Origin of the sequence: Roseateles sp. DAIF2 (assembly GCF_015624425.1) — a bacterium.
Lineage (GTDB): Bacteria > Pseudomonadota > Gammaproteobacteria > Burkholderiales > Burkholderiaceae_C > Kinneretia.
In genome coordinates, this window is record NZ_CP049919.1 from 4748554 (window position 1) to 4769752 (window position 21199).

The window sequence follows — 21199 nt, forward strand, 5'->3', positions numbered from 1 at the left end:
TGCGTAGCAAAGGCACGCAAATTTTGCGCAAATACAGCGCAAATTGAACGCAAACGCGCAAACGGTTGCACATACTCGGGCAAGTGCTTGATTCTGCGCGCTGGGCGGCGCAATTCCGGCCCTGGCGCCGCGGCCGCCGATGGGGCGCGGCGCCCCGATTTGGAACGCCTGGGACTTTCCCGGGGTTTGGTGCGGCGGGCCGCGGCAAACCCAGTCAAACCCCGGGGGAACCCGCGTCCTGCCGGTTATGCCCGGGCCACCGACCGGAATGAGCCGGTGCGCGACCCGCTACCCATAATCGGCGCCGTCCCGGCCTCCCCTCCCCCCTGCCCATCCATGTCGCCCCTGCTGCTGCTGACCGTCGTGCTCGCCTATTTCGCGCTGCTGCTGGGCGTGGCCTGGTGGAGTTCGCGCGCGGCCGACAACCAGAGCTTCTTCATCGGCAACCGCAACAGCAACTGGGGCCTGGTGGCCTTCGGCATGGTCGGCACCTCGCTGTCGGGCGTGACCTTCATCAGCGTGCCGGGCCAGGTCGGCGCCTCGGCCTTCGGCTATTTCCAGATCGTGCTGGGCCAGTTCCTCGGCTATGCGGTGATCGCCTTCGTGCTGCTGCCGCTCTACTACCGGCTGCAGCTGACCTCGATCTACCACTACCTGGGCCAGCGCCTGGGCCCGCGCAGCTACCAGACCGGCGCCGGCTTCTTCATCCTGTCGCGCACCCTGGGCGCGACCGCGCGCCTGTACCTGGTCGTGAAGATCCTGCAGGAAGCGATCCTGGACAGCTTCGGCCTGCCCTTCTGGGTCACCGCGCTGGTGATCCTGCTGATGATCCTGGCCTACACCTACGAAGGCGGGGTCAAGACCATCGTCTGGACCGACACCCTGCAGACCAGCGGCATGCTGCTGGGCCTGGTGGTCTGTGTGGCCTATCTGCTGCAGGCGCTGGACCTGGGGCTGGGCCAGAGCCTGGTCAGGTTGAACGAGACCGGCCTGTCCCAGGTCTTCGTCGGCGACCCGATGAGCAAGAGCTTCTGGGCCAAGCAGATCCTGGCCGGCATGTTCATCGCGATCGCGATGACCGGCATGGACCAGGAGATGATGCAGAAGAACATCTCGGTCAAGCGCCTGGCCGATTCACAGAAGAACGTGATGGTGCTGGCCACCATCATGCTGGGTGTGGTGCTGCTGTTCCTGTTCCTGGGCGGCCTCTTGCACCTGTTCGCGGCCCAGCAGGGCCTGGCGGCCCGGGGCGACGACCTGTTCGCCGCGGTGGTGCTGAACCACCTGCCGGCCTGGGTGCAGCTGGTCTTCATCATCGCGCTGATCTCGGCTCTGTTCCCCAGCGCCGATGGCGCGATCACCGCGCTGACCTCCAGCTTCTGTATCGACCTGCTGGGCCTGCAGCGCCGCCAGGACTGGAGCGAGGCGAAGAAGCTGGCGGTGCGCAAGCGCGTGCACCTGGCCTTCGCAGCTCTGTTCCTCTTGCTGGTGATGGTGTTCAAGTGGATCAACGACCCCAGCATGATCGGCCTGATCCTGAAGCTGGCCGGCTATACCTACGGGCCGCTCTTGGGCCTGTTCGCCTTCGGCATGCTGACCCGGCGCGCGGTGCGCGATGCCTGGGTACCAGCGGTGGCCATCGCCGCGCCGCTGCTGTGCTGGCTGGTCGACAGCCGGCAGGCCAGCCTGTTCGGCCATTACGGCATCGGGCTGGAGCTGCTGCTGCTCAATGGGCTGCTGACCTTCGCGGGCCTGTGGCTGGTCTCCGCCCCGGCACCGGGCGAGCAGCGAACATGAAGCCCTGAGTCCCGGCACGGGACGGCGCGCGGGGCTTTGGGCACAATCGCCGCTCCTCGCTGTCATCGCCCCCTGCCCGCATGACCCTGACCCGATTGATCGCCGGCTTCGTGCGCCAGCATTGGCCCGCCTATGCCGCCTCCGCCCTGATGCTGGCCGGCATCGCGGTATTGACCGTCTGGATCCCGCGCCAGGTCGGCGCGGTGGTGGACGGCATGGTGGCCGGCCGGCTGCAGAGCGGCGGCCTGCTGAACGAGCTGGGCCTGCTGCTGGCCGCCGGCGCGGCGATCTACCTGATGCGGGTGGGCTGGCGCATCGCGCTGTTCGGTGCGGCCTACAAGCTGGGCCGCCAGCTGCGCATCCGGCTCTATGAACGCCTGACCCTGCAGGGCCCGACCTTCTTCCAGGCCAAGCGCACCGGCGACCTGATGGCCCTGGCCACCAACGATGTCGACGCGGTCGAACTGGCCGCCGGCGAGGCCCTGCTCGCGGCCTTCGACGGCACGCTGACCCTGGTGCTGGTGCTGGCGATGATGACGGTGGGCGTGGACTGGCGCCTGGGCCTGGCAGCGCTGCTGCCCTTCCCGCTGATGGCGCTGGCCTTCTGGCGCATCTCCGAACATGTGCACCAGGCCTGGAAGAGCTCGCTGGACCGCTTCTCGCTGATGAACCAGCATGTGCAGGAGGGCATGAGCAGCGTGCGCACCCTGCGCGCGCTGGGCCTGACGCCGCGCAATGCCCAGCAGCTCCATGCGCTGGCCGACAGCGCCGGCGAGGCCAGCTACCGCGCGCAGCGCTGGGAGGCGGCCTATGAGCCGGCGGTGGGCATGACCCTGACCGCCGCGATGGTGATCGCGCTGGGCCTGGGCGGCTGGCTGGTGGCGCAGCAGGAGCTGACGATCGGCCAGCTGACCTCGTTCACGATGTACCTGGGCCAGCTGATCTGGCCGATGTTCGCGGCCGGCTGGGTCTTGTCCCTGCTGGAACGCGGCCGCGCCGCCTGGGGCCGGCTCGCGCCGGTGCTGGAGGCGCCGCTGACCCTGGACGATCGCGGCGGCCAGGCCGCGCTGCCGGCGCGCGCCGCGATCGCCTTCGAGCGGGTCGGCTTCGCCTATCCGGCCCAGGCCCCCACCGAGGAGCAGGAGCCGCCGGCGGCGAGCGCTGCGCGCCCCGCGCTCGAGGAGGTGGAGCTGAGCCTGGCGCCCGGCCAGACCCTGGGCCTGGTGGGCCCGACCGGCGCCGGCAAGTCCACCCTGCTGCGCCTGCTGCTGCGCCAGTTCGAGCCGGACGCCGGCCGCATCACGCTCGGGGGCCAGGCCTTGCCCGACTACAGCCTGGCCGCGCTGCGCGGCGGCATCGCCTGGGTGCCGCAGGAGCCCTTCCTGTTCTCCGCCTCGATCGCCGACAACATCGCGCTGGCCCGGCCCGGCGCGACGCGCGAGCAGGTCGAATGGGCCGCCGGCCTGGCCGCGGTGCACGAGGATGTGCGGCGCCTGCCGCAGGGTTACGACACCCTGGTCGGCGAGCGCGGCGTGACCCTGTCCGGCGGCCAGCGCCAGCGCGTCGCGATCGCCCGCGCCCTGCTCAGCGACGCCCCGATCCTGCTGCTCGACGATGCGCTGTCGGCGGTGGACACCGGCACCGAGACCCAGATCCTCGAGCATCTGCGCGAGCTGCGTGCCCAGCGCCCGGAGCGCTGCGTGATCATCGTCAGCCACCGCCTCTCGGCGGTGATGGAGGCCGACCAGATCGCGGTGCTGCGCAAGGGCCGCATCACCGAACGCGGCAGCCACGACGAGCTGCTGACCGCGGACGGCTGGTATGCCACCCAATGGCGCTACCAACAACTGGAGGCCAGCCTCGATGCGGCTTGACGCCCACCCCCTACCGGCTGCGCCGGCCCCCTCAAGGGAGCGAGCTCGCAGGACCGGCCAAGCCGGATCCTCGGGCTCCGCTGGGTCAAGACCCGACGTTTGCAACGAGAGTGCCACGTGACGAATCCAGATACCGACAAACAAGAGAAACCCTGGCGCTCGGTCGGCCTGCTGCTGGAATCGGCGCGCGGCGAGAAGCCCGAGCTGCTGCGCGGCCTGGCCTGGCTGGTGCTGGCCGCGGGGCTGGAGGCGCTGGGGCCGATCATCGGCAAGTTCTTCATCGACCATTACCTGCTGCCGCGCCAGTTCGACCACAGCCTCGGCGCGATGGCCGGCCTGCTGCTCGCGCTGCTGCTGTCGGGCTGGGCCGCCAGCTGGATCCGCTATGGCCAGCTCGCGCGCATGGCCGGCATCGCGCGGCGCTCGGTGCTGCGCCTGCGCGAGCGGGTCTATGCCCATGTGCTGGCGCTGCCGATGGCCTTCTTCGACAAGGCCATCACCGGCCAGCTGGTCAGCCGCGTCACCAACGACACCGAGGCGGTGAACCAGCTCTACCGCCAGGTGCTCTACGTGATGCTGGACTCCAGCATCGTCGTGCTCGGCTCGATGATCGCGATGGCCTGGCTGGACTGGCGGCTGATGCTGATCGTCGCGATGCTGGTGCCGGCGATGCTGATCATCATCACGCTCTACCAACGCCTCTCGGGCGCCGCGGTGGCGCGCTCGCGCCAGCTGCGCAGCGACATCAATGCGCAGATGTCCGAGAGCATGGCCGGCATGGCGGTGCTGCAGGCCGCCGGCGCCGCGCCGCGCTTCGCCGCCCATTTCACCGGCACCAACCAGCGCCAGCTGAAGGCGCGCATGGACGAGCTGCGCGCCAATGCCTGGCTGCTGCGCCCGGCGCTGGACCTCCTGAACGTGCTGCTGGTGGTGGGCTTGATCTACGGCTTCGGCCAGCGCCAGCTGAACCTGGAGACCGGCCTGGGCACGGCCGCGCTGGAGGTGGGCCTGCTGTACGCCTTCCTCGGCTATATCGCCCGCGTCGTCGAGCCGCTGATCCAGATCACCCTGCAGTTCGGCCAGTTGCAGCAGGCCATGGTGGCCGCCGCGCGCGTGCGCACCCTGCTGCAGGAGACGCAGGCCGTGCAGCCCGCCGCCGACGGCCCGCGCCCGCCGCTCGCCATCACCCAGGGCCGGATCGCGATCGACTCGCTCAGCTTCGGCTACGACCCGGCGCATCCGGTGCTGCACGACCTGAGCCTGGACTTCGCGGCCGGCAGCTTCGTCGGCATCGTCGGCCATACCGGCAGCGGCAAGTCCACCCTGCTGTCGCTGCTGCTGCGCTTTTATGCGCCGCAGGCCGGCCGCATCGAGATCGACGCGCAGCCGCTGGCGCAGATCCCGGACCAGGTCTTCCGCGACCGCGTCGGCCTGGTGCCGCAAGAGCCCTATCTGATGGCCGCCAGCGCTCGCGAGAACATCGCGATGGGCCGCCAGGACATCGCCGAGGCCGACCTGATCGCCGCCGCCAAGGCCGCGCGCATCCACGACTTCCTGGAGAACCTGCCGCAGGGCTACGACACCCTGCTGGGCGAGGGCGGCGCGCGCGTCTCGACCGGCCAGAAGCAGCTGATCGCGATGGCCCGCGCGCTGGCCGGCGCGCCGACCGTGCTGTTCCTGGACGAGGCCACCTCCAATATCGACAGCGCCACCGAGCGCGTGATCGGCGAGGCGCTGGAGGCGCTGCATGGCCGCGTCACCGTGGTCGCGATCGCGCACCGCCTCTCCACCATCCGCGCGGCCGACCAGATCGTCGTGCTGAATCATGGCCATTTGGCCGAGCGCGGCACGCATGAGCAGCTGATGGCGCATGAGGGCGGCATCTACCAGCGCCTGGTGGCGCTGCAGGCGCTGGACACCAGCGGGCCGCAATGAAGACCAGCAGCAAGCGCTGGCTGCTGGCCCTGGGCGCGGCCCTGGCCCTGGCCCTGCTCGGCGGCTGCGCCTCGCGCCCGGCGCTGGTGGCCCGCAACGCCCCGGCCTGCCCGCCGGGCACGCTGCCGACGCAGGCCCTGAGCCCGGCGCTGGTGAGCGGTACGCAGGTCCGCTGCACCGGCCCCGGCGCCGATGCGCCGCTGGCGCCGACGCGCGTGCCGCGCGCCCGCGACCGCTTCGAGGAGCAGGACCGCGACCTGCCGGAGCAGTTCATCGGCGTCGCGATCTCCGGCGGCGGCAGCCGCGCGGCGGTGTTCGGCATGCGCGCGCTGCGGGAGCTGTCGCGGCTGGGCATCCTCGACCATGTCAGCGCCGTCTCGACCACCTCCGGCGGCGGCCTGCCCGGCGCCTACTACGCGCTCAATGCCCGCTTCATGAACTGGGACGCCGCCGAGGACGCGATGGCGCGCGACTACCTGGCGCCCTGGATCGGCAAGAACCTGGACCCGATCGCGCTGTTCAGCGTGATCGCGACCGAGGAGAACCGCTCCGACCTGATGGCCGCGGTGTTCGACGAGCTCTTCGTCGACGGCCATACCTATGGCGATCTCGGCGAGTTCCGCCCCGGCATCGCGCCGATCTGGCTGGCCAACGCCACCGAGATCGGCCATGCGCGCCGCTTCACCTTCGCCGAGCGGGAGTTCGCGCGCATCAACTCGGCGCTGGCCCCGTTCCCGATCTCGCAGGCGGTGATGGCCTCGGCCGCCTTCCCCGGCGTCTTCAACTCGGTGACCCTGCGCCATTTCGCGACCGCCTACCAGCCGCCGGCCCAGGGCGGCAAGGCGGCTGCCGCCGCAGCGCCACCGCAGGTCCGCTACAAGCATCTGATCGACGGCGGCCCGACCGACAACCTCGGCATCGAGGCCCTGCTGGGCCTGGCCACCTCGCATGAGCGCGCGCTGCGCGCGCAGGGGCGTGCCCCCGCATCGGCGGCGGGCAGGCCGGCCGGCCCGGGCCGCTGCCTGCTGGTCGTCGTCGACGCCCACCCGCGCGGCGTGCCCAGCCGCTTCGACCACCGGCCGGACCTGCGCGGCACCCTGGGCCGTTTCATCGACCTGAACTTCCTGGAGGCGATCGACGCGCTGATGGAGGTGCGGCGCGCCGACCTGCTCGGCTATGTCGGCCTGCGCGATCCCGGCATGGCCGGCGGCGCCGCCCGCAGCTCGCGCGTCGTCCACTTCGACGTGCCGCTCGCGGCCAGCCGCCTCGGCCAGGTGCGGCCGGTGGGGGGCGATGCGCCGCGCCTCGAGACCCAGCCGGTGCCGGCCGACCATTTCCGCTGCGCCGCCTGGCATATCGGCCTGGGCCATCTCGAATCGCTGCAGCAGGACGCCAAGCAGCAGCCTCAACAAGACCTGACCCCGGAGCTGACCGCGGCGCTGGAGGAGCAGCTCGGGTTGCACCAGCATCTGGTGTCCCAGGTCGCCACCAACTTCCGGCTCGCCGGCCCGGCCCAATGTTCACCCGAGCTGATCCGCGCCTCGCTGCAGGAGGCCGCCACCCTGCTGGTCCGCGAGGACGGCCGCCATCAGCGCATGGTCTGCGACTGGCTGAAGGGCCATGGCCTGAAGGTCGACGCCAGCTGCGGCCAACCCCGCCCGATCGGGTCGCTTGCGCGCCTGCCCCTGCAGCAGCGGGTGCTGATGAAGAACCGCGGCACGCCGGGCGGGTTTACCGAGGAGGTGGAGTGCGTGGCGGTGAAGTGACGCTCACGCGTCCTCAGCATCGATGGCCCGCCAATGCGCGTCGACGCCGCGCGGCGACAGCGTGAAGCGATAGTAGTTGCCGCCGCCGTTGGCGGGCTGGTCCCAGCGCCGCGAGATCGGCCGGCCGCTCAGGTGGCAGTACAGCAGGGTGCCGACCGCGCCATGCGAGACGATGGCGATGGCCCCCGACGACCGGTCGGCCGCGGCGAGTTCGGTCACGGCGCGCACAATGCGCGCCTGCGCATCGACGGCCCGCTCCCAGCCGCGCACGGCCTCCACGGGGCGCGCGAAGAACTGGTCCGCCATCGCCTCGAACTCCGCCGGCGGCAGGAAGCCGGTCGAGGACCGGTCGTTCTCGCCCAGCGCCTCGATCGGCGTGAAGCCCAGGCCGAGCCGCCCGGCCAGGATCTCGGCGCCGTCGAGCGCCTTCTGCTCGGTGCTGCAGTAGATCGCCGTCAGCTCGGCCATCCAGGGCTGCGCCCGCACGCCCTGCTCCATGCGCAAGCGGCCCAGCTCGGACAGCGGCCAGCGCGGCACCGGGACGTCACGGCTGATGACGACATTGGGATGGGTGATGAAGTAGAGGGGCCGGGTCATGAACGAGCGCGTTCGCAGGCGGCGATCAAGCCAATGCGGCGTGATTGGACGTGGGTGTGCCGGGCCGGTCAATCGCACCTGCGAGGGAGCATCCCCCTCTCCCGCCTTCCGCCTTCTTCTTCGGGTCAAATGCCCGCCATCGACCCGCCCCCTACGGACCATGACCGCAACCCCCGCTCCCGATGCCGACAACACCTGGCACGGCACCCTGACCCTCGGCACGGACTGGGCCTTGTGGGAGGGCACGATCGGCGACACCTCGGTGCATCGGCATTTCGCGGCGCAGGCGGTGCTGGCGCAGCGGCCGGATGATGGTCCATCGACGCTAGCCATCGCGGCAGCGAATGGAGAGGTGCTGCATGCGCCGGCGCTGCTGATCGAGCCGCTGCAGCCGCATCGCCTGCTGCATTCGGCATCATCCGGCCCGGCCCGGGTCGTGTTCATCGAACCGCGCCGCCGGCCGGCGGCGAGCCTGCCGGCCGAGATCCGGGCCGCGCTGAGCGCGGCGATGGGCAGCGCGCGAATGCTGCCGCCGACCTCGACCGGGTTCTGGTCTGCGTGGCAGGCGGATGCCGGCCCCGATGTTCCGGCGGAAGAGGACGCCTGGGAGGCCACGGTGCGTGCGGCGATCGACGAGCTGGCGCCGCAGGGCGCGGTCGCGCTGGCCGAGATTGCGCGCCGGGTATACCTGTCGCCGGAGCGGCTGCGCCATGTGTTTGCCGATCGCATCGGCATGAACTTCCGGCGCTTCGTGCTGTGGCGGCGCCTGCTGCTGGCCGGGCCCTGGCTGCAGCGCGGTGCCAGCATCACCGAGGCGGCGCATGGTGCGGGCTTTGCCGATGCCGCGCATTTCGCGCGCACCCTGCGCTCGACCTTCGGCCTCAACGCGAGTCGGGCAAGGCTGATCCGCTGATGGCCGCCGGCTCGGGCTTGAAGGGCTCGACCAGCTGGGCCAGATAGGTCTGCGGATAGTCCGGCCGGGTGCCGATGCCGAAGTCGCCCGGGCCGAAGCGGGCCTGTGGATCGAAGACCGCGGTGCCGAGCAGCCGGTCCCAGAAGGTCGTGAACAGGCCGAAGTTCACATCGCCGATGCCGGCCCATTTGCGATGGTGAAAGCGGTGCACCGGCGCGACGGCCCAGACATGGCGCAGCGGGCCGATCCGCATGTCCACATTGCTGTGCTGGAGCAGCAGCTGCAGCCCGGCCGCAAAGGCCAGCAGCGCAGCCACCTCGGCCGGCAGGCCGATCAGCAGCAGCGGCAGGGTGCCGGCACCGGTCTCGATCAGTTGGTGCAGCGGATGCTTGACCAGGCCGTTCAGGCCATGGAAGCGCTCGACCGCATGGTGCACCGCATGCAGCCGCCACAGCGGCGCCCAATGGTGGCTGGCCCAATGCGTCAGGGTGATCCCGGCATCGGCCACCAGCACCGCCAGCAGCCATTGCAGCCACAGCGGCCATTGCGCGGGCCAGAGTTCCGCGAACGGCGCATAGGCGCTCAGCCAGGGCAGCAGCAGCACCGAGGCCATCGCCCCGCTCTCGTTGACCAGGGCATGCAGCAGGTCGCGCCCGAGATCGCCCTGCGCGCGGTTCCAGCGCGGCTCATAGGGCGCGAAACGCTCGGCCAGGCAGGACAGCAGCGCCGCCGCGGCCAGCAGGCCCAGCAGCCAGAAATGGCTGTGGCCGGCCTGGATCAGCGCCAGCGCCGCCGCGCCGAACAGCAGCAGCATGCCCGGCGCGAAGGACAGCCGCAGCGCGGCCCGCAGGGTGTGGGTCAGTTTCGTCATCGCATCGCCTCAGGGTCGGAAAGAAAGATCGATGGCGCCCAGCATCGGCGAGCGCCGCGCCGCTGGCTTGAACGTTCCGGTCGACCCGAGTCCGGCTCAGGCGCGGGCCGGCGCCGCCTGGACGGCTTCGCCGTCCAGGCAGCCGATGCCCGCCAGGGTCGCCTCGATCGCCTCGTCCAGCGGCGTGTGCGGCTCATGGCCCAGGGTGCGCAGCAGCAGGGCGTTGTCCATGCGAACCTCGCGCTGCCACAGATAGCGCATCTCCAGCAGCTCGCGCAGGGTCGCCACGAAGGGCGAGACCAGGCGCACCAGCCACCAGGGAAAGGCGCGCAGCCGCGGCGCGGCGCCGCCCCGGCGCTGCACCACGCGCTGGATCGCGCGGCCGAACTCGCGGCCATCGGCATCCCAATGCCCGGCCATCTGGAAGCTCGCGAAGGCCGGCAGCGCACCGCGCTTTTCCAGCAGCGCGAGCATCGTGCGCGCCACGTCGGGCAGATAGGCGAACTGGTGGCCGACGCCGGCGCGGCCGGGCAGCTGCACCGCGCGCACCGGCCGGCCCGGCTTCACCATCGCCTGGGTGAACCAGCTGTTGCCGGCCCGCGGGCCGAAGAAGTCGCCAGCGCGCAGCACGATCGCGCGCATGCCGCCGGCCTCGGCCGCGGTGGCCAGGCGTCGCTCCAGCTCGACCCGGATCGCGCCCTTGCGGGTCAGCGGCCGCTGCGGCGAGTCCTCGCGCAGCAAGGGAAAGGCGTCCGGGCCGTAGTTGTAGACCGTGCCCGGCAGCAGCACCGTGGCACCCTGCGCGCGCGCCGCCGCGATGGTGTTGTCGATCATCGGCAGCACCAGTTCCGACCAGCGGCGGTAGCCGGGCGGGTTGACCGCATGCACGATCACCGCGCAGCCCCGCGCGGCCGCCAGCACATCCGCCGCATTCAGCGCGTCGCCGCGCACCCATTCGATGCCCTGCGCGTCACGGCCGGCCGACTCCGCGGTCCCGCGGTGCAGCGCCCGCACCGCCCAGCCGGCCGCGCGCAGCTGCCGCGCCAGCTCGCCGCCGATGCCTCCGGTGGCGCCCAGCACCAGGGCTTGCTGCTGTTGTTCCTGCTTCGACATTTTTTCCTGCTCCTGGCTGGTTGCGATGGACGAATTCTTGGCCCGCGCTCGATAAAAGGAAATTACGAAACACCGCACAGTCGCTATACATTTATGCATGACTCGGAACATCGGCTGGGAGCTCTACCGCTCCTTTCTCGCGGTGCTGCAGGAGGGTTCGCTCTCGGCCGCGGCGCGCTCGCTGGGGTTGACCCAGCCGACCATCGGGCGCCATGTCTCGGCGCTGGAGCGGGCGCTGGGCCTGAGCCTGTTCACTCGCTCGCAGGCCGGGCTGCAGGCCACCGAGGCGGCGCTGGCGCTGCGCGAGGATGCCGAGCTGATGCGCAGCACCGCCGCCGCGCTGGAGCGTGCGGCGCGCGGCCTGGGCCAGGCCGTGCAGGGCGCCGTGCGCATCTCGGCCAGCGAGGTGATCGGCGTCGAGGTGCTGCCGCCCATCCTGGCAGCGCTGCAGGCACAGCATCCGCGGCTGGAGATCGAGCTGGTGCTGAGCAACCGCGTGCAGGACCTGGTGCGGCGCGAGGCGGACATCGCGGTGCGCATGACCGCGCCACGTCAGGATGTGCTGCTGGCGACCCGGGTCGGCGAGGTGAGCCTGGGCCTGCATGCGCACCGGCGCTATCTGGAGCGGCATGGCGAGCCGACGAAGCTGGCCGATCTGGCCGGGCACCGGCTGATCGGCTTCGACCAGGAAACGCCCTTCCTGCGCGCGGCCGGCGCGGGACTACCCGCCTGGTCGCGCGAGCAGTTCGCGGCGCGCTGCGACAGCGACCTGGGCCAGTTGGCCCTGCTGCGCGCCGGCTTGGGCATCGGCATCTGCCAGCTCGCGCTGGCACGGCGCGACCCGGACCTGGTGCGGCTGCTGCCGCAGAAGTTCTTGCTGGCGCTGGACAGCTGGATCGTGATGCACGAAGGCCTGCGCAGCAGCCCGCGCTGCCGCGTCACCTTCGACGCGCTGGTGCGCGGCCTGCGCGACTACACCGCCCCGCGCCGCGGCAAGGCGGCGGCGGCAAGCTGACGAACGTCGGACGACGGCACAATCGCCCGATGGCTCAAGGCAAACGAATTTCCGCAGAGATCGATGGCGCCGCGCTGCAGGCGATCAAGGACCTGGGCGCGGCCGCCAAGCAGGCGCGGCTGCGCGCGGGCGAAGGCCAGGCCGCGGCGGCGGCGCGGCTGGGCGTGCATGTGCAGACCATCGCCCGCATCGAGTCCGGCGAACCGGGCGTGGCGATCGGGCATATGGTCGGGCTGCTGGCGCTCTACGGCCTGGCGGTGGGCGCGGCGGAGATCCCGCCGTCGCCCTGAACGGTCACAGCATCAGCGCCAGGCGCTCCAGGATCAGCACCGCGAAGAAGCCCAGCGCCGCGATCACCGTCCACTTGATGATCACGATGCCGCGGTGGCGCCAGACGGGCTGGCGCGTGCCGATGTAGAGCGCGAAGCAGAGGATGCCGGCGAACAGCAGCAGACCGACGACGAGGCGGAAGATCAGCACGGGCGCAAATCCTGGTGAGACATGGTGGCGATGGTAGCCGGGGTCAGGGCTTGCGCGCCGCGATCGCCTTCTCGGCCTTGCTCACCAGCTCCGCGCCGATCTGCGGCTTCCATTTGCCGTAGACGCCGCGGGTGGCCTTGACGAAGGCTTCGCGCTCGGCGGCGCTGGGCTGGGTGACCGTGACGCCCAGGCCCGCGATCTCCTTCAAGAGCGGCTGGCCCGGCTCGACCAGGCCCTTGCGCGCGATCGCGATCTGCTGCTGGCCGGCGTCCAGCGCGGCCTGGCGCACGATGGCCTGGTCGGCTGGCGTCCAGGAGGCCCAGACCTCCTTGTTGACGACGAAGATCAGCGGGTCGGCCACATAGCCCCAGAGCGTGATGTGCTTCTGCGCCACGCTGTGCAGCTTGGCCGCGGTGAAGATCGCCAGCGGGTTCTCCTGCCCGTCCACCGCGCCGCTGGCGAAGGCCGGCTGCGCATCGGCCCAGCTCATCTGCGTCGGGTTCGCGCCCAGCGCCGTGAAGGTGTCGAGGAACAGCGGCGAGCCGACCACGCGGATCTTCAGGCCCTTCAGGTCCTCAGGCGTCTTCACCGCGCGCTTGCTGTTGCTCAGCTCGCGGTAGCCGTTCTCGCCCCAGGCCAACGGCACGACGCCGGCCTTGTCCAGGGTGGCGAAGAGATCCCGGCCGACCTCGCCCCGGGTCAGCGCGTCGATCGCCGCATAGTCGGGCATCAGGAAGGGCAGGGAGAACAGGTTCAGCTGCTTGACCTGCGGCGACCAGTTGATCGTCGAGCCGATCGCCATGTCGATCACGCCCTGGCGCAGCGCGCTGAACTCGCGCGTCTGGTCGCCCTGGATCAGCGAGACGCCGGGATAGAGCTTGATGTTGATGCGGCCCTGGGTGCGCTCGCGCACGAGGTTGGCCCAGATCTCGCCGCCCTTGCCCCAGGGGAAGGCCGGGCCCAGCACCAGGGACAGGCGGTACTCGCTCTTGTAGGAGCTGCCCTGCGCCAGGCAGGGATTGATGAGGCTCAGCGCCGCGGCGGCGGCCAGGGCCGCCAGCAGGGCACGACGGGGGAAGCGGGTCTTCATCGGCTTGTCTCCTGTTGTTGGTGGGTCGGTCTGCATGCCATCCATCAATAGCCCAGCCGCGCCGGCAGCCACAGTGCCAGCGCGGGCCAGGCGATCACCGCGACGATCACCGCCAGCATCGCCAGCACCAGCCAGCGCACCCAGCGCACCGTCTGATCCATGCTGACCCGCGCGATGCGACAGGCCACCATCAGGTTCACCGCCATCGGCGGCGTGAACTGGCCCAGCGCCACCAGCAGGGTCAGCAGCACGCCGAACCACACCGGGTCCCAGCGGAAATGCTGGACGATCGGCCACAGCAGCGGCACGAAGATCAGGAAGATCGAGATGCCGTCCAGGAACATGCCGACCACGATCAGCAGCGCGACGATCGCCGCCAGCACGCCGTACTCGCCCAGGCCGGAGCTCGTGATCGCGCGCGTCAGCGGGTCGATCACGCCCAGGGTCGAGAGCGAGAAGGCGAAGATGCCGGCCAGCGAGACCACCACCAGGATCACCGCCGACAGCTCGCCCGCCTCGCGCAGGATCTCGAACAGGTCGCGCGCGCGGATCGTGCGATGCACCACCATGCCGACGAACAGGCCGTAGAACACCGCGACCACCGCCGCCTCGGTCGGCGTGAACCAGCCGGCGCGCATGCCGCCGAGGATCAGCACCGGCGCGATCAGGCCCCAGGCCGCCTCGCGCAGGCTGCGCCAGAACGGCGGCCGCGGCAGGCCGGCCTCCTGCACGCCCATGCCATGGCGGCGCGCCAGCCACCAGGCCGGCGCCATCAGCGCCAGGCCGACCAGCAGGCCCGGCAGCACGCCGGCCGCGAACAGCGCCGGCACCGAGGCGCCCGGCACCAGCACCGAATAGACGATGAAGGCGATCGAGGGCGGGATCAGGATGTCGGTGGCGGCCGCGGCGCCGACCACGCTGGCCGAATAGGCGGCCGGATAGCCGGCGCGCGCCATCGCCGCCAGCATCACGCCGCCGACCGCCGCCGCGGTGGCCGGGCCCGAGCCGGAGATGCCGCCCAGGAACATCGCTACGCCGATTGCCACCAGCGGCAGCATGCCCGGGCCGCGCCCGACGATTGCAATCGCCAGATTCATCAGGCGCAGCGCGACGCCGGAGCGGTCGAAGATGGAGCCGACCAGCACGAACATCGGGATCGCCAGCAGCGGGTATTTGCCCAGGCCGGCATAGAAGTTCTGCGGCACCGCCAGCAGGCCGAACCATTGCACCTCGGCATTCGCCAGCGCGATGCAGGCCGCGCCGGCCAGGCCCATCGCGGCGCCGATCGGCACGCCGGCCAGCATCAGCACGACAAAGGCCGCGAACAGCAGCGCGGCGATCATGCGCCGTCCGGCCCGCGGCGGCTGCGGCGGATCAGCAGGCCCAGCGCGCGCAAGGCGATCGCCAGCGACACGAACGGCAGCCAGATCGAATACCACCATTGCGGCACGCCGATGCCCGGCGAGGTCTCGCCGAAGCGGTAGTCGTCCCAGACCACGCGCAGGCTCAGGCCCGCGATCAGTCCGAACAGCAGCAGCAGCACCGCCGCGCCCAGCTGCTGCAGACGCCGGCGCCGCGCCGCGCTGCCGCGCTCCAGCAGGAACTCGATGCGGATATGCCGATCGCGCGCCACCGCGGCGGCCGTGCCGACCAGCACCAGCAGGATCATCAGGAAGACCGAGACCTCCTCGGTCCAGGCGAAGGAGGCATCGGTGAAGTAGCGCACCAGCACATTGGCGAAGGTGATGCCGGCCAGCAAGGCCATGATGATCACGGTGGCCCAGTCCTCCAGCGCCAGCGGCACCCGGGTGGGTTCGTCAACGGCAGCGGGTTCGGGAGCGTCGGGCTCGGCAGAGTCGGGCGTCATCGTGCGGCGCGGCGGGCGGGATGGGTTCGGCCCATCCTAGCCCGCGGTTCCCGCACGCCGCCCTGGGGCTTACCTTGAAGCCCGCGCGCTACGCCTCACCAGGCCGGCGCCAGCTCCGCGAAGCCCGCAGGGGCCTGCTTCTCGTCCTCGAAGCTGACGATCTCCCAGGCCTCGCTGTCGGCCAGCAGCGCGCGCAGCAGCTTGTTGTTCAGCGCGTGGCCGCCCTTGAAGGAGGTGTAGGCGGCCAGCAGCGGATGGCCGGCCACATGCATGTCGCCGATGGCGTCGAGGATCTTGTGCTTGACGAACTCGTCGTCGTAGCGCAGCCCGTCGGCGTTCAGCACGCGGTAGTCGTCGACGACGATCGCGTTGTCCATCGAGCCGCCCAGGGTCAGGCCGCGCGAGCGCATGGTCTCGATGTCGCTGGTCATGCCGAAGGTTCGGGCGCGCGCGATCTGCTTCTTGTACTGGCCCGAGCCCATGTCGAACACGAACTGCTGGCCGGTGGCCGCCACCGCCGGGTTGTCGAACTCGATCTGGAAACTCAGGGTGTAGCCATGGTGCGGCTCCAGCCTGGCCCACATCAGGCGCTTGCCCTCGCCCTGGCGCACCTCGACGGTCTTCTTGACCCGCAGAAACTTCTTCGGCGCGTTCTGCAGCTCGATGCCCGCGCTCTGCAGCAGGAACACATAGCTGGCGGCCGAGCCGTCGAGGATCGGCACCTCGTCGGCATTGATGTCGACATAGAGGTTGTCCAGCCCGAGGCCGGCGCAGGCCGACAGCAGATGCTCGATGGTCTGCACCTTGGGCGCGCCGGGGTCGCCGCCGGGGCTGACCGTGGTGGCCATGCGGGTGTCGCAGACGGTGTCGGCGCGCACCGGGATGTCGACCGGCGTGTTCAGGTCCACGCGGCGGAACACGATGCCGGTGTTCGGTGCGGCGGGGCGCAGGGTCATCTCGACCTTCTGCCCGCTGTGGATGCCGACGCCGACCGCACGGGTCAGCGACTTGAGCGTTCTCTGTTGCAGCATGCCCCGATTGTCGGTGATTACCCTGGTTTTTGCTGGCCCGAGGTCTCCGTGACGGGCGCCGCCGAACGCCGCCGCACCGGCAGGCGCAGGCTCAGCTGGGTGCCATGGCCGGGGCGGCTGTCCACATGCACGCTGCCGCCCAGGCGGTTCGCGCGCTTTTGCTGGCTGCGCAGGCCGCGGCCCTTCTGCGCGGTGTCGAGGTCGAAGCCCAGGCCGTCGTCCTCGACGCGGATCTCCACCTTGTGACCCAGGTCGCGCGTCGCGATGCGCACGCGCGAGGCGCGCGCATGCTTGAGCACATTGTTCAGCGCCTCCTGCAGCAGGCGCAGCACATGCAGCGCGTCGGGCGGCTCCAGCCAATCGAGCGGCGGCAGGTCCTGCACGTCCCAGTCCAGCACCAGGCCGCCGGCCTGCAGGCGCTTGCCCAGGCGGTAGCGCATCGTCGCCAGCAGCGAGACCAGGTCATGGCCGACCGGCTCCAGCGAGTCGATCACCAGGCGCAGATCGTCCACGCATTCGCGCAGCACCTCGACCACCTGATCCTGCTGCATCGAGCCCTGCTCCACCGCCACCATCGCCGACAGCAGCGAGCTGCCGAGGCCGTCGTGCATGTCCTGCATCAGGCGCTGGCGCTCCAGCAGCAGGGCCTGCTGGCGCTCGGCCTCCGACAGGCGCTCATGCTGGGTTTGCAGCTGCGCGCCCTGCTGGGCCAGGCGCTGGCCGAGCTGATCGTTGGCCCGCTCGACCTGGCGCAGCGCGCCGAGGAAGCGCTGCTGCACCGCATAGAGAAAACTCGCGACGATCACCAGGGTCGCGAAGGGCATCAGGTAGATATGCTCGCTCCAGCCCCAGCCGGCCAGCAGACCCAGGTCGTGGATGCCGAAGCCCAGGCCCAGCAGCAGGCTCAAGGCGATCAGGCGCAGCTCGCGGCTGCCCTCGCGCAGCGCCACCACCGCGACGAAGACGGTGCCGACCAGGCCCACCACCGCATTGACGATGTGCTGCAGCACCAGCGGGTCCATCAGGTCGATCACCAGCGGCATCGTCAGCACGCTGGTCAGCACGACGAACAGGCCCATCAGCCGCTCGAAGCGCGGGAAGCGCTGGCGCGCGAAACGCAGCGCGAACAAAAAGGTCAGCAGCATCACCCAGGACATCGAGGCATGGGTCGCCCACCAGAACCATTCCAGGCCCAGCCGGGTGCTGGGCAGGTCGACGTGGTAATGCAGATTGCGCACCAGCCAGGCCACGGTGGCCAGCGCGAACAGCAGATAGGCCGGCTCCTCGCGCCGCTGCAGCCACAGGGTGAAGGCGAACAGGCCCAGCACCACCAGCAAGAGGCCGGTGGCCTGCGGCACGCCGATCTGCAGCGCCCAGCGCGTGTCGTAGAGCGGCTCCAGGTCCTCGCGCGCGCCCAGCCAGGCGCTGGAGACCGCGAAGAAGCTGTCCTTCAGCACCGGCACCGCGACGACCACCTCGATCGCGCGGTCCTGCTGCAGCTCGGTGAAGGCGCCGGGGAACACCGCCCACAGCGGCCGCACCCATTGCTCGCGCGCGCCGCTCTGGTTGTCGAACACCGGGCGCCAGCCCTCCTCGGTGCGCACCAGCACCGCGGCCGCCATGCCCACCAGGCGCGGCATGTAGAGCGCGACGCTGGTCGGCCAGCGCTTGTCCGGCGGCGCGTAGCGCAGCCGGTACCAGCGCATCTGGAACTGCGGGTCGCCGGCATGGTGGACGCCGGCCGCGGCGCGCTGGCGCACATCGGGCAGCTGCACCGGCGACCAGGCCTGCGGATCCTCGGGCGGCTGCAGCTGCGGCGGCAGCAGGGCGGCGGAGCCGTCCATCGCCCGCAGCGCGGCCCACCAGCCGCGCAGATCCGCACGGCTCCAGTTCGAGATCGCCAGCTGCGCGCCGGTGGCCTGTTCGCCGGCATTGCGCGTCGGCGCTTCCGGCAGCCCCAGCCGCTGGGCCTGCGCCGCCATGGCCAAGCAGGCCAGCAGCCATAGCAGCAGCAGACGCGACAGCAGCGAAAAAGACGGACCCATCCTGAGAATGTTGTTGTTATCGGGCGGGGCCGATGCCGGCCCGCGGCGAATAGTCTGCCCGCAGTCGGCCGCGCTGGCTACGACGCTTACAAGATTGGCCCGCCGCTGTGGCATGGCCGCCGCACCCGCAAACGCAAAAGCCCGCCGGGGCAGCGAGAAGGAGGGTTCGCTGCCCGACGGGCTCTTGCTCTGGCCGATGCGCTCCCGCCGCGGGCGGGAGGGAAGATCGATCAGTCCGCCTGCTTGCGCAGGAAGGCCGGGATCTCGATCTCGTCCATGCCGTTGGACGACAGGGCCTCGACCTTGGCCGCGGCGGTGCGGCCATGGCGCCAGACGCTGGGCACGCTCATGCCGGCGAAGTCGTTGTTGACGCCGCCCACGGTGGCGCCGGCGCTCGGCACGCTGACGGCCTGGTTCAGCACCGGCAGGTTGTCGGTACCGGTGCGCAGCTGCGCGGCCGGCTGCACCACCTGCAGCGGCGCCTGCACGCGGGCGCGCTGGCTGGTCAGGCCGGTGGCGATCACGGTGACGCGCAGCTGGTCGCCCAGGCTCTCGTCATAGGCAGTGCCGTAGATGATGTGCGCATCGTCCGCGGCGTAGCGCTTGATCGCGTTCATCGCGTTGCGGCTTTCGGCCAGCTTGAAGGTGTTGCGGTTCGCAGCGATCAGCACCAGCACGCCACGCGCGCCGGACAGGTCGATGCCCTCCAGCAGCGGGCAGGCGACGGCGGCCTCGGCGGCCTTGGTCGCGCGGTCCGGGCCACCGGCCACGGCCGTGCCCATCATCGCCTTGCCCGGCTCGCTCATCACGGTCTTGACGTCTTCGAAGTCGACGTTGACCAGGCCTGGCATGTGGATGATGTCGGAGATGCCGCCGACCGCGTTCTTCAGCACATCGTTGGCATGCGCGAAGGCCTGGTCCTGGGTGACGTCGTCGCCCAGCACGTCGAGCAGCTTGTCGTTCAGCACGACGATCAGCGAGTCGACATTGGCTTCCAGCTCGGCCAGGCCGGCATCGGCGGCCTTGGAGCGGCGGCCACCTTCGAACTCGAAGGGCTTGGTCACGACGCCGACGGTCAGGATGCCCATTTCCTTGGCGACGCGCGCGATCACCGGCGCGGCGCCGGTGCCGGTGCCGCCGCCCATGCCGGCGGTGATGAACAGCATGTTCGCGCCCTGGATCGATTCGCGGATGCGCGCTTCGGCTTCCTCGGCCGCGGCCTTGCCCATTTCGGGCTTGGCGCCGGCGCCGAGACCGGAGGTGCCCAGCTGCAGCAGCTGGTCGGCCTTGGAGCGGTTGAGAGCCTGGGCGTCGGTATTGGCGCAGATGAATTCCACGCCCTGCACACCCTGGGCAATCATGTGGTCGACCGCGTTGCCGCCGCCACCACCAACCCCGATCACCTTGATCTGAGTGCCCTGATCAAACTCTTCGATCATCTCGATCGCCATAGCAAACCTCCTTCAGCAATTGTGCAGTTGCCAGCAAATAAAAACCACAGGGGAAGGACCCCTTTTTACGTTTCAGCCCGTATTTTTCGGGCCTGATACCACAGCGCTTCCTCGGCGCTCTAGAAATTACCCAGAAACCAGTCCTTGGCGCGGCCGATGATGGTTTTCACCGAACCGGCCTGCTGTGCCGCCTTCAAACCCCGGGTGCGCGACAGGCGGGCCTCTTCCAGCAGGCCCATCACGGTCGCGGAGCGGGGATTCGAAACCATGTCGAACAACGCGCCGTTATAGGTCGGGTTGCCGCGCCGCACCGGTTTCAGGAATATGTCCTCGGCCAGTTCCACCATGCCCGGCATCACCGCCGAGCCGCCGGTCAAAACAATGCCGGAGGACAGCAATTCCTCGTAGCCGCTTTCCCGGATCACCTGGTGGACCAGCGAAAAAATCTCCTCGACGCGCGGCTCGATAACCCCCGCCAGCGCCTGTTTGGAGAGCATGCGCGGGGCCCGGTCGCCCAGGCCCGGCACCTCCACCTGGTCGGACGGATCGGCCAGCAGCTGCTTGGCCACGCCATGCTCGACCTTGATTTCCTCGGCATCCTTGGTCGGCGTGCGCAGCGCCATCGCGATATCGCTGGTGATCAGATCGCCGGCGATCGGAATTACCGCGGTATGGCGGATCGAACCGCCGGTGAAAATCGCCACATCGGTGGTGCCGGCGCCGATATCGACCACCGCCACCCCCAGATCCCGCTCGTCCGAGGTCAGGGCCGCGGCGCTTGAGGCGCTGGGATTCAAAACCAGCTGGTCGACTTCCAGGCCGCAGCGGCGCACGCATTTGACGATGTTTTCCGCCGCGCTCTGGGCGCCGGTCACGATATGGACCTTGACCTCCAGCCGGCCGCCGCTCATGCCGATCGGTTCCTTCACCTCATGGCCGTCGATCACGAATTCCTGCGGCTCGACCAAAAGCAGGCGCTGGTCGTTCGGGATATTGATGGCCTTGGCGGTTTCCACGACCCGGGCGACATCGACCGGCGTCACTTCCTTGTCGCGCACGATCACCATGCCGGTGGAGTTCTGGCCGCGAATATGGCTGCCGGTAATCCCGGTGAAAACCCGCGAAATCTTGCAGTCGGCCATCATTTCAGCCTCTTTCAGGGCCTGCTGGATCGATTGCACGGTCGCGTCGATATTCACCACGACGCCGCGCTTCAGACCATGCGAGGGCGCCACGCCCAGGCCGGCGATGCGCAACTCCCCATTGCCCAGCACCTCGGCCACCACCGCCATGATCTTGGCGGTGCCGATATCCAGCCCGACGACCAAATCCTTGTATTCCTTGGCCATATGCC

The 21199-nt window shown here is 70.1% G+C and carries 18 protein-coding genes; 7 read left to right on the forward strand and 11 right to left on the reverse strand.

What is annotated here, in order from left to right; translation table 11 throughout:
* Positions 1–336: 336 nt before the first annotated feature.
* From G8A07_RS21875 to G8A07_RS21890, 4 genes are all read left to right on the forward strand, one after another.
* The gene (locus G8A07_RS21875; protein ID WP_195794066.1) at positions 337–1797 is read left to right on the forward strand and encodes a sodium:solute symporter; all 1461 of its coding nucleotides are present in this window, start codon (positions 337–339) and stop codon (positions 1795–1797) included.
* An 80-nt stretch (positions 1798–1877) separates the two neighbouring features.
* Entirely contained in the window at positions 1878–3671 is a 1794-nt protein-coding gene (locus G8A07_RS21880) for an ABC transporter ATP-binding protein (protein ID WP_195794067.1), read from the forward strand.
* Between the two features lie 117 nt (positions 3672–3788).
* Positions 3789–5606 carry an ABC transporter ATP-binding protein gene (locus tag G8A07_RS21885; RefSeq protein WP_195794068.1) on the forward strand — a complete coding sequence of 606 codons (1818 nt, stop codon included), beginning with the start codon at positions 3789–3791 and terminating at the stop codon, positions 5604–5606.
* Entirely contained in the window at positions 5603–7372 is a 1770-nt protein-coding gene (locus tag G8A07_RS21890) for a patatin-like phospholipase family protein (RefSeq protein WP_195794069.1), read from the forward strand. The genes G8A07_RS21885 and G8A07_RS21890 overlap by 4 nt, the downstream gene beginning before the upstream one ends.
* Positions 7373–7375: 3 nt before the next feature.
* On the opposite strand, the gene G8A07_RS21895 is transcribed toward G8A07_RS21890, so the two are convergent.
* Positions 7376–7969, reverse strand: a complete 594-nt coding sequence (locus G8A07_RS21895) for a histidine phosphatase family protein (RefSeq protein ID WP_195794070.1) — start codon at positions 7967–7969, stop codon at positions 7376–7378.
* A 160-nt stretch (positions 7970–8129) separates the two neighbouring features.
* Here G8A07_RS21895 and G8A07_RS21900 point away from each other — a divergent pair, with 160 nt between their 5' ends.
* The gene (locus tag G8A07_RS21900; RefSeq protein WP_195794071.1) at positions 8130–8882 is read left to right on the forward strand and encodes a helix-turn-helix transcriptional regulator; all 753 of its coding nucleotides are present in this window, start codon (positions 8130–8132) and stop codon (positions 8880–8882) included.
* Here the strand turns inward: G8A07_RS21900 and G8A07_RS21905 are convergent.
* Both G8A07_RS21905 and G8A07_RS21910 read right to left on the reverse strand, forming a co-directional pair.
* Positions 8851–9753, reverse strand: coding sequence for a sterol desaturase family protein (locus tag G8A07_RS21905; protein ID WP_213086192.1), 903 nt, complete (start codon positions 9751–9753; stop codon positions 8851–8853). The two genes, G8A07_RS21900 and G8A07_RS21905, sit on opposite strands and share 32 nt — an antisense overlap.
* 96 nt (positions 9754–9849) lie before the next feature.
* Positions 9850–10866, reverse strand: a complete 1017-nt coding sequence (locus G8A07_RS21910) for an NAD-dependent epimerase/dehydratase family protein (RefSeq protein ID WP_195794072.1) — start codon at positions 10864–10866, stop codon at positions 9850–9852.
* A gap of 97 nt (positions 10867–10963) precedes the next feature.
* On the opposite strand from G8A07_RS21910, the gene G8A07_RS21915 reads away from it, so the two are divergent.
* A complete protein-coding gene (locus G8A07_RS21915) occupies positions 10964–11881 on the forward strand; it encodes a LysR family transcriptional regulator (protein WP_195794073.1) in 918 nt (305 codons plus the stop codon).
* Positions 11882–11910: 29 nt separating this feature from the next.
* Entirely contained in the window at positions 11911–12171 is a 261-nt protein-coding gene (locus tag G8A07_RS21920) for a helix-turn-helix domain-containing protein (protein WP_195794074.1), read from the forward strand.
* A gap of 4 nt (positions 12172–12175) precedes the next feature.
* Here G8A07_RS21920 and G8A07_RS21925 read toward each other — a convergent pair whose 3' ends face one another.
* From G8A07_RS21925 to ftsA, 8 genes are all read right to left on the reverse strand, one after another.
* Positions 12176–12361 carry a hypothetical protein gene (locus G8A07_RS21925; RefSeq protein ID WP_195794075.1) on the reverse strand — a complete coding sequence of 62 codons (186 nt, stop codon included), beginning with the start codon at positions 12359–12361 and terminating at the stop codon, positions 12176–12178.
* Positions 12362–12404: 43 nt separating this feature from the next.
* Entirely contained in the window at positions 12405–13451 is a 1047-nt protein-coding gene (locus G8A07_RS21930) for a DctP family TRAP transporter solute-binding subunit (protein ID WP_195794076.1), read from the reverse strand.
* A 44-nt stretch (positions 13452–13495) separates the two neighbouring features.
* A complete protein-coding gene (locus tag G8A07_RS21935; protein WP_195794077.1) occupies positions 13496–14794 on the reverse strand; it encodes a TRAP transporter large permease in 1299 nt (432 codons plus the stop codon).
* Positions 14791–15318: a TRAP transporter small permease gene (locus G8A07_RS21940; RefSeq protein WP_195794078.1), complete on the reverse strand. Its 528-nt coding sequence runs from the start codon at positions 15316–15318 to the stop codon at positions 14791–14793. The genes G8A07_RS21935 and G8A07_RS21940 overlap by 4 nt, the downstream gene beginning before the upstream one ends.
* A gap of 95 nt (positions 15319–15413) precedes the next feature.
* A complete protein-coding gene (gene lpxC / locus G8A07_RS21945; RefSeq protein ID WP_195794079.1) occupies positions 15414–16349 on the reverse strand; it encodes a UDP-3-O-acyl-N-acetylglucosamine deacetylase in 936 nt (311 codons plus the stop codon).
* A 17-nt stretch (positions 16350–16366) separates the two neighbouring features.
* Complete coding sequence (locus G8A07_RS21950) at positions 16367–18394, reverse strand: sensor histidine kinase (protein ID WP_195794080.1); 2028 nt, start codon at positions 18392–18394, stop codon at positions 16367–16369.
* A 230-nt stretch (positions 18395–18624) separates the two neighbouring features.
* Positions 18625–19845, reverse strand: coding sequence for a cell division protein FtsZ (gene ftsZ, locus G8A07_RS21955; RefSeq protein ID WP_195794081.1), 1221 nt, complete (start codon positions 19843–19845; stop codon positions 18625–18627).
* A gap of 119 nt (positions 19846–19964) precedes the next feature.
* Positions 19965–21194, reverse strand: a complete 1230-nt coding sequence (gene ftsA / locus G8A07_RS21960) for a cell division protein FtsA (protein WP_195794082.1) — start codon at positions 21192–21194, stop codon at positions 19965–19967.
* Positions 21195–21199: the final 5 nt, after the last annotated feature.

What these genes read in the sequence shown, in the direction of transcription:
- ftsZ (WP_195794081.1), bottom strand. Translation starts at nt 19,845, where the DNA reads ATGGCGATCGAGATGATCGAAGAGTTTGATCAGGGCACTCAGATCAAG.
- G8A07_RS21910 (WP_195794072.1), bottom strand. Translation starts at nt 10,866, where the DNA reads ATGTCGAAGCAGGAACAACAGCAGCAAGCCCTGGTGCTGGGCGCCACC.
- lpxC (WP_195794079.1), bottom strand. Translation starts at nt 16,349, where the DNA reads ATGCTGCAACAGAGAACGCTCAAGTCGCTGACCCGTGCGGTCGGCGTC.
- G8A07_RS21890 (WP_195794069.1), top strand. Translation starts at nt 5,603, where the DNA reads ATGAAGACCAGCAGCAAGCGCTGGCTGCTGGCCCTGGGCGCGGCCCTG.
- G8A07_RS21930 (WP_195794076.1), bottom strand. Translation starts at nt 13,451, where the DNA reads ATGAAGACCCGCTTCCCCCGTCGTGCCCTGCTGGCGGCCCTGGCCGCC.
- G8A07_RS21920 (WP_195794074.1), top strand. Translation starts at nt 11,911, where the DNA reads ATGGCTCAAGGCAAACGAATTTCCGCAGAGATCGATGGCGCCGCGCTG.
- ftsA (WP_195794082.1), bottom strand. Translation starts at nt 21,194, where the DNA reads ATGGCCAAGGAATACAAGGATTTGGTCGTCGGGCTGGATATCGGCACC.
- G8A07_RS21940 (WP_195794078.1), bottom strand. Translation starts at nt 15,318, where the DNA reads ATGACGCCCGACTCTGCCGAGCCCGACGCTCCCGAACCCGCTGCCGTT.
- G8A07_RS21900 (WP_195794071.1), top strand. Translation starts at nt 8,130, where the DNA reads ATGACCGCAACCCCCGCTCCCGATGCCGACAACACCTGGCACGGCACC.
- G8A07_RS21935 (WP_195794077.1), bottom strand. Translation starts at nt 14,794, where the DNA reads ATGATCGCCGCGCTGCTGTTCGCGGCCTTTGTCGTGCTGATGCTGGCC.
- G8A07_RS21875 (WP_195794066.1), top strand. Translation starts at nt 337, where the DNA reads ATGTCGCCCCTGCTGCTGCTGACCGTCGTGCTCGCCTATTTCGCGCTG.
- G8A07_RS21915 (WP_195794073.1), top strand. Translation starts at nt 10,964, where the DNA reads ATGACTCGGAACATCGGCTGGGAGCTCTACCGCTCCTTTCTCGCGGTG.
- G8A07_RS21895 (WP_195794070.1), bottom strand. Translation starts at nt 7,969, where the DNA reads ATGACCCGGCCCCTCTACTTCATCACCCATCCCAATGTCGTCATCAGC.
- G8A07_RS21880 (WP_195794067.1), top strand. Translation starts at nt 1,878, where the DNA reads ATGACCCTGACCCGATTGATCGCCGGCTTCGTGCGCCAGCATTGGCCC.
- G8A07_RS21905 (WP_213086192.1), bottom strand. Translation starts at nt 9,753, where the DNA reads ATGACGAAACTGACCCACACCCTGCGGGCCGCGCTGCGGCTGTCCTTC.
- G8A07_RS21950 (WP_195794080.1), bottom strand. Translation starts at nt 18,394, where the DNA reads ATGGGTCCGTCTTTTTCGCTGCTGTCGCGTCTGCTGCTGCTATGGCTG.